The organism is Janthinobacterium sp. SUN120 (assembly GCF_030397735.1).
GTDB classification, from domain to species: Bacteria; Pseudomonadota; Gammaproteobacteria; order Burkholderiales; family Burkholderiaceae_D; genus Janthinobacterium; species Janthinobacterium kumbetense.
Window position 1 is genome coordinate 1,288,431 of record NZ_JAPUBW010000001.1, and the last position, 15,387, is coordinate 1,303,817.

The window sequence follows — 15,387 nt, forward strand, 5'->3', positions numbered from 1 at the left end:
CCCCATCAAGCCTGGCGGGCCGGCTGGGGCTGGCACTGGGCCGACAGTGTGAGGGCGTCGCTGCGGCAGACGGGCAAGGCGCCGTGGCCAACGTCGCGCGCCACGGGCGCCGGGGCCGCATCGTCCGCCTGCGCCTCGTCCGTATTCATCAAGGTGGCCGCCAGGGTCGAGAAAGTAAACAGGCAGATCAGCAGGAACGGCTTGTTCACGTGGATGGACTGGACTGGCTTTTGCATCGCATACTCCGTCGGACTGGTTGGCTGTTGCAGCATGAACATCATCATCGCGTGTTTCCGCAAGGCATACAATCAGACAGTTTCGACAAGATAAGTAGGACAGCGCTGACAGGCTCAGCCATAAAAACCCGTGTCGGGGGATTTGACACCGGCGCCACCCCGCTTCAGCCAAACCCTTGTTTTTACAGCACATTTTGTACGGGAACGCTTCCTGCTTGACCTCTTGCCTGGGCACGCTTGGCGCCAGTCAACGGGGGAACGATCATGGGTTTCATCAAACAGGCGCTGCTGGTGCTGCTGCTGTGCGCCATGTCCGCCGCGCACGCCACCCACATCGGCTACACGGCAACGGCGCTGGGTGGCACGCAGTGGCGCTACGACTATACGGTCAGCAATACCACCCTGGGCGTGCCCATCGGGGAATTCACCTTGTTCTTCGGCGTAGGCCGGTACGCCAGCCTGCACAACGTTTCCACGGCGCCCGGCTGGGACGTGCTGCTGGTGCAGCCCGATCCCGCCATCCCCGCCAGCGGCTACCTCGACGCGCTGGCGCTGGCCGGCGGCATCAATCCCGGCGCCACGGCCACGGGCTTTTCCGTCACCTTCGACTACCTGGGCGCGGGCAGCCCCGGCGCCCAGCCGTTTTCCATCCTCGACCCCGTTTCCTTCATCGAACTCGACTCCGGCAGCACGCAGCCGGCCGCCGTCGCCCTGCCCTCTACATATTGGCTGCTGCTGGCCGGCGTGCTGGCCATGCTGTGCCTGCGGCGCCGGCAGCTGGCCGCCGCCGTGCTGGCCCCATTGCTGACCCTGAGCCTGTGCGCCTGCGGCGGTTCGAACGATCCCACGCAGCCGCCCACGCCGAAAGTCATGCTGGCGGCGGATGCGGATACGCTGGGGCCGGACACGGCCGCGCCCCTGGCGGCCAGCGCGGACGCCGGCCTGGCTGCCGGCCCCTTCACGGTCACGGCATTGCGCAAGGTGGGCGAGCAGCGCATCAACCGCCGCATCTACGAATACACGTTCCGCATCAGCATCCGCAACAATGGCAGCGAAGCGGCAAGCAACGTGCGCGCCATCCTGGCCAGCGTACCCGCCGGCGCCAGCATCGTGGACGACAGCGTCCTGGCCGGCGGCATGGACGCGAGCGCGACGGTCACTCCCGACGACACCATCACCCTGCGCATCGACCGCACGCGTCCGTTCGAGCTTGGCGGCCTGGCGTGGAACATCACGTCCGGCGCCAGCGTGGCGCTCGACCCCGTGCGACCGGCGCAGGTGGTCAGCCTGCCGCTGGCCGAACTGGGCTTTCCCGCCGGAGCCGACAAGGTCGCGGCCAGCGGCGCCGTGACGGACGTGCTGCTGAAAGATGGCAGCCTGCGCTTTTCCACCCCGGGCGACACGGGCGAAGACCAGCACGCGCAGTTTTTTGTCACCAAGGGCAACATCGTCACCACCCTCGACCTGCTGATCCAGAGCGAGCTGCCGACAGCCCTGCACGTGTATGTCGAGCCGCTCGAGAACGGCTCGCTGCCGCCCGCGCCGCCGAAGCTGGCCATCGGCGGCCTGGGGCCGAACAATACGCTGCAGCCCGGCGGCCTCTCCTTCCGCCTCGAGGGCGTGGCGCCGATGAACCTGCGCAACGACAGCGGCGGCTTCCTGGCGGCGCAGAGCGGCGCGACGGTGGCCATCCATTCCTACTGGGTCTTTCATGCGGACACGGGCAGCTTCAGCATCAGCGCCACGGCCATGCAGCAACTGCTGAACGTGCTGCCGGCTGGCGCGCTGCAGCTGCACCTGAATTTTGTCACGCAGGATGGCGAATTTGCCGTGTCGTACGCGCTCACCGTCATCAAGGCCGCCACCGTGCTGCAGGGCCAGATGCGCACGCCGGCAGGCGGCAACGCCAGCGGCCTGGCCGGCAAGAAAATCTTGCTCACAGGCTATAACTTCCACCTGCGCCGCGTGGCCGTGATCGACGCGGCGGGCGCCTTCCATTTCGACGGCGTCATTCCCGACACCTACCAGCTGACCCTGAACGATCTCGACCATCCGAATGTCGTCGGTATCAGCACGGCCATCTTCCCCACCAGCACCATCGTCAACGTCAGCATCACCTACCCGTATGCCGCCGGCCCCGGCTTGCAGGCGGCGACGGCGCCATGGACCGCCGCAGCCGTGACGCAGGATGGCGCCGCGCCGCCGGCGCGGCAAGCGGCGCAGGCCATGGCCGCGCCGGCGCCGGCGCCGGCCACGCCGCAGGCTGAGGACGAGGACGACACGCAGTCCTTCACCGCCACGGCCGGCCCGCAAAACCAGACCGTCGTGCGGCCCTTCAGCTACACGGTAGCGAAAGGCACGCAGGACGTGGGCGTGAAAATCACCGTCAGGACGGCGGAATATCCCACCTACACGACCCAGCAAAGCCAGTACAACGACACCTGGTCCTACGTCGTGGTCGGCTTGCCGGGCGTGGACCTGGCAAGCATGGGCGCCGTCAACCAGTCGCACTTCACGCAAGGCACCACCGTCAGGACGGAATGCGTGGATGTCAGCCAGCAAACCAGGACGGGGCCGCTCGTCATCACAGGCGCCGTCAGCGCCACGAATATCGGCGACAGCCTGCTGGCCACGCTCACTACGGTGGAACTGAGCCTGGCCTGCAAGGGCTTGAAGATCACGCAGGCGCGCTTGTTCCCCATCAATGCGGAACTGCATCCCGTGCTGCAGCCGCGCAATCTCGCGCACAACCTCCCCGGCCCCTACGTGTCCGTGCCGCAGAACACGCCCGACCGGCACACCATCTCACTGGAAGTGCGCTATTCGCCGGAGCGGGTCAACTTGACCGAAGTGAATATCGGCATGTCGGCCGACGGCGCCAACCCGGCCTTCAGCACGGTCAATCTGCTCGACCAGGCCAACATCCGCGGCAAGGATAGGATCACCTTCCCGCGCCTGAAGCTGCCCGACTTCCCGGGGCCGAAAATCGACAGGAAAGCCGTGCTCACCGTCCGCCTGAAGGGACGCGTCGGCAATGCCAACGCCGTGTCCGACCCCGCGGAAGGGGGGCAAGTGGCGCTCAAGGGCGACACGGCGTTCATCCCGCTGTATCTTGCCCACAACGAAGCGGCGCTGGCGAAGCGGCGCTACGGGCCGCGCGATGACGGCGGCGACTCGTGGGCCACGCGCCTGACCATCGCCTGGCTGACGGGAAAACCCTACCGTTTCAACGATATCAGCGGCCAGCACGTGACGCAGGAGGCGTCAGGCCGCTCCATCCTCGACCACGACGGCCACAGCGATGGCCAGCAGATCGACATGCGCTACGCGGATGGCGCGGGCGGCTACTCGGACGAGCTGGGCGGCCTGGGCAATGGCGCCGCCATTTTGCAGCTGATCAACGATGCGGAAGCGGAAGTGGCGGCCGGCTTGCCGAAAAAGCCGAAACTGGCCAGGCTGGGCGCGTGGATCACGGCCAACCGGGCCATGCTGACCCTGGAAGCGGGCGCCGCCGGCACGCGCGTCGTCTACATCGGCCACCGCTTCATCAAGCTGGCCCTCATCGACGGCTGTTTCGCCAGCCCGCCGCACGCGCGGATACCGGGCGTGCCGGTGTGGACCAAACCCCTCAAGGTGAGCATCGACCCGTCCCACTTGCACCACTGGCATCTGAGCATGACGGCCCATCCTTGAACAGCCGGGCGGCGCCCCGGACGTATTCAGGCAGGCAAGTCGGACAGTTCCAGCTCCGAAAACCCCGCCCGGCGCCGCGCTTCCAGGTTGAACGGGCCGCGCAGGGTGGGCGCTTCGTAGCGCAGCGCCAGCTCCGCATAGGTAGCGCGCAATTCCAGCCCCCGCTGATCGCACAGGTAGCCGTACCAGCGGTTGCCGATCTCGACGTGCCCCACTTCATCGCGCAGGATGATGTCGAGGATGCCGGCGGCGGCCAGGTCTCCCGCCTGCGCCAGCTTGGCGCGCAGCGGCGGAATCGCGTCCAGGCCCCGCGCTTCCAGGGTGCGCGGCACCAGCGCCATGCGCGCCAGCACGTCGCCGCGCGTCTTGTCGACCATTTCCCACAGGCTGTCGTGGCCGGGAAAGTCGCCATACGTGTGGCCCAGCACCTGCAGGTGCGCCTGCAGCATGGCGAAATGCGTCGCTTCCTCCTTCGCCACGCGCAACCAGTCCGTATAGTATTCAGCGGGCAAGTCCGGGAAGCGCCACAGGGCGTCGAGCGCCAGGTTCATCGCATTGAATTCGATGTGCGCCAGCGCGTGGACGAGCATGGCGCGCCCTTCCGGCGTGATCATCGAGCGCCGTCCCACCAGGCGCGGCGGCACCAGCTCCGGACGCGCGGGCCGGCCCGGCACGGCGCCGGATGGCGCCAGCGGCGCCTTGACGTCCAGCGCCAGCCCGGCTGCGGCCATGGCTGCCACCATCGCCACCTTCGTTGCCGGGTCCGGTTCGAGCAGGCAAGCGAGCGCAGATGCGCGCAATTCCGCTGGCGCGGTGGAGGTCAATGGGGGCAGTGGCATGGCGGTTCTTCCGGGCAGGTTCTTCAACAAGGGGCGCAGTGTATCAAATTGCCTGCCCCACGAGCCAGTCGGACAGCGCCTGCACTCTGGCCGGCAGCGGTGTGCGCGCGGCGTGCACGAGGTAATACGCCTGCGGGCTGGCCAAGTTGAATCCGCCGAACGGCAGGATCAGCTGGCCGCTGGCCAGCCACGGCTGCACCAGCTGGCGCCGGCCCATGGCCACGCCCGCGTGGTGGATGGCCGCCTGGGCGCACAGGTCGGCGCGGTCGAAGCGCAGGCTGCGCGCCAGCAAGTCCACGCCGGATGCCTGCCCGTCCAGCCACAACCGCCACTCGGCATCGGGCGCGCAGGCGGGCCAGGCCAGGGTGTCGTGCAGCACCGTCGCGCCGGACATGTTGTGTGGCGCATCGAGCAAGCCGTGGTCGCGCGCATACTGCGGGCTGCAGACGGGCGCCAGCCATTCATCCATCAGCTTGCGCGATACGAGGCCGGGAAAGTGGCCGTCGCCATAGTGCAAGGCCAGGTCGACCTGGCCGGCGCGAAAGTCGACGGCGTCATTGCCCACACGCAAGTCGATCGACACGTCCGGATACTGCGCAGCGAAGCCCGCCAGGCGCGGCACCAGCCAGCATTGCGCGACCGACGGGCGCGCATGCACGGTGACGCTGCCCGTCAGCGCATCGCCGCCGGCAAGGGCCGCATGCAGGCTGTCCCAGCCCGTTTGCAGGGCCGCGAAGATGCGCTCGCCGTCTTGCGTCAGCCTGACCTGGCGCGTCAGGCGTTCGAACAAGCGCAGCCCCAGCCCCGCTTCCAGCCGCGCGATACGGTGGCTGACGGCGCTGGGCGTGAGCGCCAGTTCCTGCGCCGCCAGCGCGAAACTGGCATGGCGCGCCGCCACGAGAAAGGTGTGCAGGTTGGCGAACTGGCTGGCCGTGAGCGTGGCCCCAAGCGTGGCCCTGATCGGCGCGCCGGCCGGCATCAAGCGGCTCCGGCCGCCAGCAAGGCGCGGCCGCGCGCCACGTAGGCGGCCATCTCCTGCTCCGGCACCATGCTGCCGCCCGTGCCCCACACCAGATGCGTGGCCGTTTCCAGGTGCTGCTGGTATTGCGGCGCGGCCAGGACGGGCTGGATGCCGGCGAAACCGGCCACGGCGGACGGTTCCAAACGCCAGCCTTGCGTTTGCTCAAGCGTCGCCAGCAAGCGGTACAGTTCTTCATCCGTGACGGTGGCGTAGCCGTCGATCAGCCGCTGCATGGCGCGTCCGACGAAACCGGACGGGCGTCCCACGGCCAGGCCATCGGCGGCCGTGACATTGTCGATGCCGATTTCCTGCACGCTGATTCCCTCGTGCAAGCCCGTGTGCACGCCCAGCAGCATGCACGGCGAGTGGGTCGGTTCGACGAAGACGCAGTGGACGGCGTCGCCAAAGGCCAGCTTCAAGCCGAAGGCCACGCCGCCGGGGCCGCCGCCCACGCCGCACGGCAAGTACACGAACAGGGGGTGGGCCGCATCGACCGCGACGCCGCTTGCGGCGAACTGGGCTTTCAGGCGCTGGCCCGCCACCGCGTAGCCGAGAAACAGGTCATGCGAGTTTTCATCGTCGACGAAGTGGCAGGTCGGGTCGTTCTCCGCCTGCCTGCGCCCCGCTTCCACGGCCACGCTGTAGTCGGTCGCGTATTCGACGACGGTGACGCCGTGGCTGCGCAGCTTGTCCTTCTTCCATTGCCGCGCGTCGGCCGACATGTGCACGGTGGCGCGAAAGCCCAGTCGCGCGCTCATGATGCCAATCGACAAGCCCAGATTGCCCGTGGAGCCGACGGCGATCGCATACTGGCCAAAGAAGGCGCGCACGGCGTCGCTGGCCAGCACGCTGTAATCATCGCCCTCCTTCAGCAAGCCGGCGTCGAGCGCCAGCGTTTCCGCATGCTTCAGCACTTCATAGATGCCGCCGCGCGCCTTGATGGAACCGGAAATGGGCAAATGGCTATCCTGCTTGAGCCATAGCTGACCGCTCGTCATGCCAAGCGCCGCCTGCATGGCGGGCAGCGGCACGACGGGCGACTCGATGACGCCGCCGCTGGCCTGCGTTTCCGGAAACGCCTTGGCCAGATATGGCGCAAAGCGCGCCAGGCGCGCGCTGGCCTGCGCCACATCGTCCGCCGTCAAGCCCACGTCGTGCAAGGCCTCGGCCGCCGGCGCAATGCGGGGATTGAACCAGCTCAAGGGCTGCAAGGCCATCAGTTCTGTAATCAGGGGAAATTTTTCGCACAGCGCGGCGATGGCGGAAGTGGGCAGCATGGCAACCTCGTGAAGGAACAAGCCATGATTAGACCGCATCCGGGCGCTGCTGGCAAAGGATGGTTGATCAGGCAACAGGTGACGGGATATCACCTGTCATGCCGCAACAGAAAAAAAGGCTATTTGCCAGGAGCAAGCGCCCTGGATTTTCTGCTGCTCAAGAACGATGCAATAAACACGGCTGGAAAACAGGCCAGCCACAGATAGCATCCGGCGCCGAATCCCAACACCGCGTAAGAACCATTATCACTAGGAATTTCTTTAATGCCAAAGGTGGTCAGTGCCAGCACAAAGCCCAAAAAAACGGCCAGCATCGCGGCACTGGCCTTCTCTTTCGAAAAATACATGGCAAAAATAAGCAGCGGATTGGCAAACCAGGCAAAACTGCCGGCCAGCGGCCCTAGCCAGCCGAGCAATAACACGCCCCCGCCCAGCAAGACTTCGTGGGAGTCCACGATTGCCGTTAAAAACAGGGATGCCACATATGCAACAACGCTCAGGGACAGCACGATGGCGGCGGCATCTTCGCCGAGTATTTTTTGATATTTCACAGGTTTCCGATGGCACGAACGGGAGTAGCAGGACGACGATGAATTAACCAGGAAAAGTAATCCCCTTACGGCTTTAGCGGCACGGCGCCCACTTCATACCACACCCGCAAACCTCGCCATCGCACGCCTGTGCGGCAAACGCCGAAAACCGGACGCCATGCAGCATAACAAATTACCAAGAAGAAACATGCGTACATTGTCACAAGCACCTGGCCAGCGCCGATGCGGCGCATACGGCAGACGCCTTCCCCTCCCGCGTCGGCAACGGGAAGGCGCCATTGCTGTTAGAACTTCAGCTGCAGCCCCAGATCAATCGACCGGCCCTCGGCCGGCAAGGCTTGCAGCGCCCCGCCATTCGCCTTCAAGCCCGACAGGTACACGCCGCCCAGCGGGTCCGCGTAGGCGCGGTTGAACAGGTTGCTCACGCCCGCGCTCAGGCTGGCCATCTTGTTCAATGCCACGCTGCTGCGCAGGTTGACGAGGGCATAGCCGCCCGTTTCCGGTTCGAAGCGGCGCGCATCGACCTTGTCCTTGCGGGCCACGATCTTCGTTTCGATGCGGTTGCTCCAGGCGCCCAGCTTGTGCTCGACGGCCAGCAAGGCGCTGAACGGCATCATGCGGTACAGGTCGCCGCCATCGCTGCGCTTGCCCCGCGTATAAGCGGCATTGCCCGTCGCCATGAAACGGCCCCAGCGGGCACTGCTGGCCAGCGGCAGTTGCCACGCCACATTGGCGCCGTACAGCTTGGCGTCGTGGTTGGCAAAGCGCAGCAAGTTGCCATTCGCGCCCATTTTCATGTACGGATGGAAAGACGCCAGCACGTCGACATCGATGTAATTGTCGACCTTGCTGTAATAGGGGTTGACGCGCACGAACCAGCCCTCCTCGCCGCCGCCATGCCAATCGGCCGTCAATGCCGCCGTGTAAGCCGTCTCGGGCTTGAGGTCGATATTGCCCACATAGCCGTTGCCGTCGCCAAACCAGTTGGTCATGGTCATGGCCATCGAACCGCGGCCCCAGGAATAACGCTCGTACAGATTGGGCGAGCGCACCTTGCGCGCCAGCGCGAATTCATAGCTGCTGGCCGCATCGGGCGTGAAAGTGGCTTGCGCCGAGGCATCGATATTCGTGTCGCGCCGGCTGCGGCTGCGCGCATTGAAGGCATTCGCGGCCATCAGGTCCGGCATGTTCATCATGTTGGTGCCGTACGATTGCACATCGCCCGTGTCCATGCGCACGGATTCGCCGCGCACGCCCAGCACGCTGGTCCAGCGCGCATCGTGGCGCGTTTCCAGTTCGCCAAACAGCACGGTGCGGTCGCGCTTGCCGTCATTGATGTTCAGGTAGGTCCGCGGCCCCATCATCATGGAGCCGGGCACGGCCGGCCAGTAGTCGTCGAGGCGGAAGCCGTGCCACTCCTGGCCCAGGCGCAACTCGCCCGCCGCCATCGGCAAGCTGGCCATCAGCGCATAGCCCGTGTTGCGTCCATGCGTGAGCATCGGCATCGAACCCTTGCGCTCGCTGCTGAAAAAGCCCATCTCGTGGTCCGTCTGCTGCCAGTAGGCGCGCGCGTCCAGCACGCCCCAGCCGAATTCGCCCTTGTAAGCGAGATTGGCGAACTGGCCGTGGTTATCCGTCATGTCCATGTACTGGTTGGGGAAACCCTGGTACGGGATGTGCTGCACGCCGGCGCGCAGGATCAGCTGCTGGCCCTGGCCTTTCGCCGCCAGCACGATGGATTGGTTGATGCTTTCATACATGCTGGCCAGCACCGTGTTGCCATGCCCATCTTCATAGCTGTGGCCGCGCGTGTAAGCTCCGCTGTAGCCGACGCTCAAGGTGTCGCTGGCGGCCGACGCATTCACGCTGGTCGCCACACTGTTGTTGACGCTGCGTCCCGAGACGGCAAAGCTGCCTTGCGTCAGCAAGCCTGCACCGGGCTGGGCGAACACGGGCGCGTTCGACTGCACCTCGATGGTGCCGGCGATGCTGTCGCCGCCCGCGCTGACGGGCGTCACGCCCGCGATCAGGCGGATGCGCTGCACTTGTTGCGGATCAATGTAGGACAGCGGCGCATTCATATGATTGGCACAGGCGGACGTCAGTTCCATGCCGTCGATGCGGATCTTGATGCGGTCATCCGCGAAACCATTGACTACCGGCAAGCCGGACACGCCGCCTCCGGCCGCCACGCTGTAGCCGGGGGTGCTCGACAGCATCAACGCCGTGTCGGCGGCAGGACGGTAGCCGTTGCCTATGGCCGTGACAATGACTTTCATTTCCGGCAGCACGGTGGTGCCGGCTTCGGTACGCGTTTGCGCCATGGCAGGCATGGCGATGGCGAGGGAAATCAATAACGGTAAATGTTTCATGGTGCTGCTTTCAGTTTCTGTATGGGCAAGACGAACAGGCGCCAGCGCACGACAAGTGCGAGGCAAGGCCGTTCAGGGAAAGGACAGATCAGAAAGCGGCGGGCGGGCCACGGGGCTGGACGGGCGTCCAGGCGAACAATGGCGTGGCGGATTGGTAGAACAACTCGGGCAGCAAGCCCGTAATGAGCTCACCGGAAGCGAGCACGAGGGAGGTGGGCGGTATCGCCAGGGTGTCGGCATGCATGCTGCAGCACGGGCAATCGCCCATGCGCATGCCGCCCTTGGCGGGATCGGGCGCGTCCGTGGACAATTTCACGGGCAGCATGTTCATGCCGCCCGCCACGGAACAGATCTCGAAGCTGGGCACGGCCTGGCCGCTGGCGACCGTGAACGCGCGCGACACCGTAGGGGCGAGCGCGGCCATGAGGATGGCGAGGCACGCGATCCACAGGACGACGACGGCGCGGCCTTGGCGAATAAACATGGCGGCATTATAGCGGCCGCCCCGCCCTGCAGCCAGCCATGTGGTCAAAGAAACTTTACAAAGCGTCCAGTTTCTTGATCTCGGCCTGCAAGTCCTGTTCGCTGAGCGGCAAGTAGCCCTCTTCGCTATCCTGCTGGGCCAGAATGATGGCTTGTCCCTGCGGCGACAGGGCCAGCTGCAAGTACGCTTTCACCAGCGGATCGAGCCCCTTCCCCGGCGCGCGGTTCACGTACAGCTGCACCGGCATGGTCAATGGATACTTGCCGGCGCGCACGCTGGCCTTGTCGGGACCGTAGTATGGCGCGCCCCGGGCCGCCGCCAGCGGCAGCACGCGCACCTGGTCCGAGATGGGCGCCGCATTGACCCAGCCCAGCACGGCGATGCCATAGCGGTCGGCGGCCACGGCGCGGATCACGGCTTCGCGCGAGGCCAGCGCCTCGTACCTGGCGGCAAACGGACGCTTGCCGAAACGCGCATGGCGCAAGCCCGTGGCGAAGCCGCCATCGTCGCGCAAGCCATAGGCGTGGATGCGGCGCGGCGCCCAGTCCCCTGTCGCGCCCATCTGCGACCACAGGTTGGCGTCGCCTCCCGGTGCGCCTGCCGTGAATACCTGGCCCAGCTGCTCCATCGTCAAGCCCGCCAGCGGGTTGTCGCGGTGCACGTACACGGCGGGCGGCGTCTTGGCCGGCGGGCGGGGACCGTGGCCGTTGTAGCCGATGCGCACGGGCGTGGCGTCGTAGCCAAAGACTTGCCGGAAGGCAGCCTGGTCGCCCGGCCACATGTCGCGCGTCAGCGGCGCAAACGCCGTGGCGCCCGCCGTCAGCGCGGGCATGCCGGCCGACGAGCCTTCCATGCGCAGGCTGAAGCGCACCTGCGGATGCTGGCGCGTAAACAGCGCGTTCAACTGCGTAATCACTTCTTCCAGGCCATCATTGCCGACGATGGCCACCGTGCCGTCACGGTTCACATAGGTTTGCGCGGGATCGACGGCCAGGGGCGCGGCCTGCACGGCGGCCGCCAGCACGCAGCAAACGGCCAGTGCGGTCTTGTTCAACGGCGTCATTCGAGTTTCTCCAGTTCAGCCCTGGCTTGCGCGGCCGTCAGGGGCAGGTAGCCGCCCGGCTGCGCGGCGATGATGGCCTGTCCTTCGCGCGACAGCACCAGGCGCAGGTATTCCTTTGCCAGCGGATCGACGGCCTGGCCGGGCAAGCGGCGCACGTACAGGTACACGTAGCGGCCGTACGGGTAGCGGCCGGATACCACTTCCTCGTCCGTGCCCGTCGTCGGCTGGCCATCCGCACCCACGATGGCCAGCTGGCGCAGCTGCGGGTGCTGCACGCCGAGCGCGGCCACGCCGATGCCGGCCGGGTCTTGCGCGATGCGGCCCGTGATGGCGGCCGTGTTGCCCAGCTCTTCATGGCTGGCTGCCAGCGCCCTGCCCTGGAAATGTTCGCGCTGCAAGTAGTCGCCAAAGCCCGTGTACGCGGCCGTGCCGTACGGGTGGATCGCGCGCTCGCGCCATTCGCCGCTCAAGCCCAGCTGTCCCCAGCGGCTGAAGTCGCCGCCTGGATTGCCGACAGATAAAATTTGCGACACTTGCGCCGCCGTCAGCCGCGTCAAGGGATTGGCGCGGTTCACGTACACGGCCAGGGACGTGGCCAGGTGCTCGCCCGGCGTGGATGCCGTGTGCGCGATGCGGATTTCCAGCGCGTCGCGCCCCACGATCTTGCGGTATGGCACCAGCTCGATGGGATTGATGGCGCGGCCCATGGCGCCGAACAGCACCTTGTCGTGCATCAATAGCGGCACGGCGCTGCTGGTGCCCTTGCCGTCAAACCCCAGCACGATGCCCGGATGGCTGGCCGCAAACAGGGCATTCCACTGGCCAACGACGGAAGCCACATGTTCGGCGCCGCCTATCATGGCCGCGCCCGTCTTGCGGTCCAGGTAACCGGCCGTGGCCGGCACCTTGACGGGCTGCGGCGCGTAGGCGGGCAAGGCGGGGTCGAGTGCGGCTGCGCCCGCTGCCGATGCGGACATGGCCAGCATGAGCGCCGCCAGCGGCAAGGATGGGCTATTTGCCATCGCTGGCCCAGTCCACGGCCGCGTCGAACAGGCGCAAGCCGGCCGGCGACAGATTCGTGAACGTTTCATTGTCGAGGAAGAAGCTGACCCGGCGGGCGGGCGCCAGGCTGTCGTAATCCATGGTGGCGCCCTTTTCATAGCCGAAGATGGCGGCTTTTTCCGGCTCGCCATAAATGGTGGCGATGGTGGTGGCGCCCAGGCCAGGCTTGCCCCAGCTCATGGTCGCCTGCTTTTGATAAATATCTACCGTGCCGGCCGGCAAGCCGCCTGCCAGCGCGTGCGGCGCGTTGACCAGCCACACATAACGCGACTTTTCCACCGTGCCATAGTCCACGCCGGCCCGCTTGCCCGTCATCGACAGGTCGTCATACAAATCGTTTTCCCACGTCAGCACGGGCACCGTGACGTTGCGGTAGGCGCCCAGCATGTCGCGGCCCCGGATGGTGGACGACAGGATCACCAGATCCTTGCCTTGCGCGCCGGACACGGGCGCGTACTGGCTGTGCAGCGTGACGGCATAGCCGCGCGATTCCAGATGTTCCTTGATTTTCTGGTCAAAAGGCAGGCTCTTGCCTTCCAGGCGCACCACCAGCAACACCTGCTTGCCAGGTGCAGTCTGCGCCGCCTGCACATGCAAGGTGCCTGCCAGCAGTGCCGCCGCCAGCGCGGTTTTGACGAGACGCATCACAGGTCCACCTTCATGCTCAGCTTGATGGCGCGCGGCGCGCCGGACGCCAGACGCGTGCCGGCGCCAGCCCAGTAGCGCTTGTCGGCCGCATTTTCCACGTTCAGCTGCCAGACGACGGCTTTGTGCATGACCGTGCTGGCATAGCGGGCGCCGGCGCTGAACAAGGTCACACCGCCGAGGAATGCCTGGTTCAGGTCGTTGACGGGACGGGCGCTGTAGTAATACGCGCCGCCGTTGACGGACAGGCCCGGCACGGCGTCGAACGCGTAGGCGAGGAAGGCGCTGGCCGTGCGCTTGGACGCGTTTTCCGGCGCCTTGCCGTTGTAGTCGGCGTTGATGTGCTCGAATTTCGGGTCGAGGAACTGGGCCGAGGTTTGCCACGACAACTGGCGCGTCAGCTTGCCCTGGGTCGACAATTCCAGGCCGCGGTAGCGCTGTTCGCCATCCGAGGTGAACACATTGCTGCTGTTGGTGTAATAGCCGGGGCGCGTGATGTCGAACAGCGCGGCCGACACCAGGGTGCCGCCCGGCGTCAGCCAGCGCGCGCCCAGTTCCTTCTGTTTGCTCACGCCGGGCGCCATCTTGACGTTCTGGTTGACGGTGCCCGTCGGCCCCGTCTCGCCCTCTTCTAGCCCCCGCGCCGACGAGGCGTAGAACGAGATCGCCGGCGTCAGCTTGTAGACCAGCGATACCATGGGCGTGGTTTTGCTGACGTCATAGTGGCTGGCGCCCTGGTCGCTTTGATAGCTGGTGCGGCGCACGCCGATGACGCTTTGCCACTGCGGGCTGAAGACCATGCGGTCGAGCGCATACAGGCCCGTGTCGCGCGTGTCCAGCGCGGCCGTCGTCGGCGAAGTCGGCTTCGGGCCGAACACGACATTTGTCACGGGCACGGGGTTGTACAGGTTTTGCGAGGCGATCGTATAGTTGCTCTGGTAGATAGGATCTTGCGACTTGTCCGTGCGCGAGGCGCCCAGGGTCAGTTCATGGGCAATGAAACCCGTATTGAAAGTGCCGGCCAGTTCCGCGCGCAGCAAGTCCGACGCCGTCACGTGATGCTGCATATTGCCCGTGATGCGGCCCGCTCCCGTGGCCAGCGCCGCCGCATTGTTCAGGCGGAAAATGGCCAGGCGGCGGTCGCGCGCCGTTTCCGAGTGACCCGCCTCGACCGTCAGGGCCCAGCCATCCGTGATGGCGTAGTCGGCGCGCAATTGCGCATTTTTCGTCTGCGCCTCGAAATTCGACCAGTCGGGGCCGATCAGCTTGCGCGGGTCGACGGCGCGCGGCAAGGTGATCACGCCTTTCACGGCGGCCGGCAAGGCTACGCCCGCCTGCTCCGTCACCCGGCGGCGGTCGTATTCCAGGTCCGCTTTCAGCAGCAGCTTGTTCGTCACGCGCCAGTCCAGCGCCGTGGAAATGAAGCTGCGGTTGCCGTTGCCCACATTATCCAGATAAGAACCCAGGGTGCCGCCGGCTGCATTCACGCGCACGCCGAATTCCTGCTCCGCGCCAAAGCGGCGGCCGATGTCCACGTTTGCCACGGCACTGCCCCGGTCGTCGAGACTCAAGCCCATGCTCGTGACGGGCTTGCTGCCGGCCCGCTTGGTGACGAAGTTGACCACGCCAGCCGGCGAGGTGAAGCCGTAATACAGGGCAGAAGCTCCCTTCAGCACTTCCACGCGCTCCTTGTTTTCCATGGGTACTTGCGAAAAGTTCATGATGGGCAGCGAGCCATTGAGGCGGTAATTCGTGCGGTTTTCCACGGCGATGCCGCGCACCACCAGTTGATCCCAGGTATCGCCGCCGTTTTGCTGGCGCGTCACGCCCGCCGTATTGCGCACGGCGTCATACAGGCCGGACACGGCTTGCTGTTCCAGCAATTCGCGCGTGATCACGTTGACGGTCGATGGCACGTCCATGATGTTGGCGCCACGGAAGCTGCCCGCCTCGGTGGTGGTCGGCACCAGGCCTTGCGCGCGCGCACCCGTCACCTGCACTGCCTGCATGACTTTCTCATCGCCAGCCGTCAAGTCGTCCTGGCCGTTGGCGCCATTGGCGGCGCAGGCTGTGTGGGAAGCGAAAGCCAGCGACAGGGCTGCGGCCACTGGAAGTAGTTGCAAGGAAGGAAAAGCTGCGCGCAT

12 protein-coding genes are annotated in these 15,387 nt (G+C 66.0%); 1 reads left to right on the plus strand and 11 read right to left on the minus strand.

The window, feature by feature from the left end; translation table 11 throughout:
- Positions 1–5 precede the first annotated feature (5 nt).
- Positions 6–236, minus strand: a complete 231-nt coding sequence (locus O0879_RS05750) for a hypothetical protein (RefSeq protein ID WP_289915260.1) — start codon at positions 234–236, stop codon at positions 6–8.
- A 264-nt stretch (positions 237–500) separates the two neighbouring features.
- Here O0879_RS05750 and O0879_RS05755 point away from each other — a divergent pair, with 264 nt between their 5' ends.
- Positions 501–3,929, plus strand: coding sequence for a hypothetical protein (locus O0879_RS05755; protein ID WP_289915262.1), 3,429 nt, complete (start codon positions 501–503; stop codon positions 3,927–3,929).
- 26 nt (positions 3,930–3,955) lie between these two features.
- Here O0879_RS05755 and O0879_RS05760 read toward each other — a convergent pair whose 3' ends face one another.
- From O0879_RS05760 to O0879_RS05805, 10 genes are all read right to left on the minus strand, one after another.
- Positions 3,956–4,768, minus strand: coding sequence for a ferritin-like domain-containing protein (locus O0879_RS05760; RefSeq protein WP_289915264.1), 813 nt, complete (start codon positions 4,766–4,768; stop codon positions 3,956–3,958).
- Between the two features lie 43 nt (positions 4,769–4,811).
- A complete protein-coding gene (dsdC, locus tag O0879_RS05765; protein ID WP_289915266.1) occupies positions 4,812–5,747 on the minus strand; it encodes a DNA-binding transcriptional regulator DsdC in 936 nt (311 codons plus the stop codon).
- The gene (locus O0879_RS05770; RefSeq protein ID WP_289915267.1) at positions 5,747–7,066 is read right to left on the minus strand and encodes a D-serine ammonia-lyase; all 1,320 of its coding nucleotides are present in this window, start codon (positions 7,064–7,066) and stop codon (positions 5,747–5,749) included. Before O0879_RS05770 ends, dsdC begins: the two co-directional genes overlap by 1 nt.
- 119 nt (positions 7,067–7,185) lie before the next feature.
- Positions 7,186–7,617 carry a hypothetical protein gene (locus O0879_RS05775; protein ID WP_289915269.1) on the minus strand — a complete coding sequence of 144 codons (432 nt, stop codon included), beginning with the start codon at positions 7,615–7,617 and terminating at the stop codon, positions 7,186–7,188.
- Between the two features lie 284 nt (positions 7,618–7,901).
- The gene (locus O0879_RS05780; protein WP_289915272.1) at positions 7,902–9,989 is read right to left on the minus strand and encodes a TonB-dependent receptor; all 2,088 of its coding nucleotides are present in this window, start codon (positions 9,987–9,989) and stop codon (positions 7,902–7,904) included.
- A gap of 88 nt (positions 9,990–10,077) precedes the next feature.
- Positions 10,078–10,473, minus strand: coding sequence for a DUF2946 domain-containing protein (locus O0879_RS05785; protein ID WP_289915274.1), 396 nt, complete (start codon positions 10,471–10,473; stop codon positions 10,078–10,080).
- Between the two features lie 55 nt (positions 10,474–10,528).
- Positions 10,529–11,536: a substrate-binding domain-containing protein gene (locus O0879_RS05790; protein ID WP_289915276.1), complete on the minus strand. Its 1,008-nt coding sequence runs from the start codon at positions 11,534–11,536 to the stop codon at positions 10,529–10,531.
- Positions 11,533–12,558, minus strand: a complete 1,026-nt coding sequence (locus O0879_RS05795; RefSeq protein ID WP_289915278.1) for a substrate-binding domain-containing protein — start codon at positions 12,556–12,558, stop codon at positions 11,533–11,535. Before O0879_RS05795 ends, O0879_RS05790 begins: the two co-directional genes overlap by 4 nt.
- Entirely contained in the window at positions 12,548–13,243 is a 696-nt protein-coding gene (locus O0879_RS05800; protein WP_289915281.1) for a hypothetical protein, read from the minus strand. Before O0879_RS05800 ends, O0879_RS05795 begins: the two co-directional genes overlap by 11 nt.
- Positions 13,243–15,387 carry a TonB-dependent siderophore receptor gene (locus O0879_RS05805; protein ID WP_289915282.1) on the minus strand — a complete coding sequence of 715 codons (2,145 nt, stop codon included), beginning with the start codon at positions 15,385–15,387 and terminating at the stop codon, positions 13,243–13,245. The genes O0879_RS05800 and O0879_RS05805 overlap by 1 nt, the downstream gene beginning before the upstream one ends.

Bases quoted from the DNA above. Each gene is read 5' to 3' on its own strand.
- O0879_RS05750 (WP_289915260.1), bottom strand. From the start codon at position 236: ATGCAAAAGCCAGTCCAGTCCATCCACGTGAACAAGCCGTTCCTGCTG.
- O0879_RS05755 (WP_289915262.1), top strand. From the start codon at position 501: ATGGGTTTCATCAAACAGGCGCTGCTGGTGCTGCTGCTGTGCGCCATG.
- O0879_RS05760 (WP_289915264.1), bottom strand. From the start codon at position 4,768: ATGCCACTGCCCCCATTGACCTCCACCGCGCCAGCGGAATTGCGCGCA.
- dsdC (WP_289915266.1), bottom strand. From the start codon at position 5,747: ATGCCGGCCGGCGCGCCGATCAGGGCCACGCTTGGGGCCACGCTCACG.
- O0879_RS05770 (WP_289915267.1), bottom strand. From the start codon at position 7,066: ATGCTGCCCACTTCCGCCATCGCCGCGCTGTGCGAAAAATTTCCCCTG.
- O0879_RS05780 (WP_289915272.1), bottom strand. From the start codon at position 9,989: ATGAAACATTTACCGTTATTGATTTCCCTCGCCATCGCCATGCCTGCC.
- O0879_RS05785 (WP_289915274.1), bottom strand. From the start codon at position 10,473: ATGTTTATTCGCCAAGGCCGCGCCGTCGTCGTCCTGTGGATCGCGTGC.
- O0879_RS05790 (WP_289915276.1), bottom strand. From the start codon at position 11,536: ATGACGCCGTTGAACAAGACCGCACTGGCCGTTTGCTGCGTGCTGGCG.
- O0879_RS05795 (WP_289915278.1), bottom strand. From the start codon at position 12,558: ATGGCAAATAGCCCATCCTTGCCGCTGGCGGCGCTCATGCTGGCCATG.
- O0879_RS05800 (WP_289915281.1), bottom strand. From the start codon at position 13,243: ATGCGTCTCGTCAAAACCGCGCTGGCGGCGGCACTGCTGGCAGGCACC.
- O0879_RS05805 (WP_289915282.1), bottom strand. From the start codon at position 15,387: ATGCGCGCAGCTTTTCCTTCCTTGCAACTACTTCCAGTGGCCGCAGCC.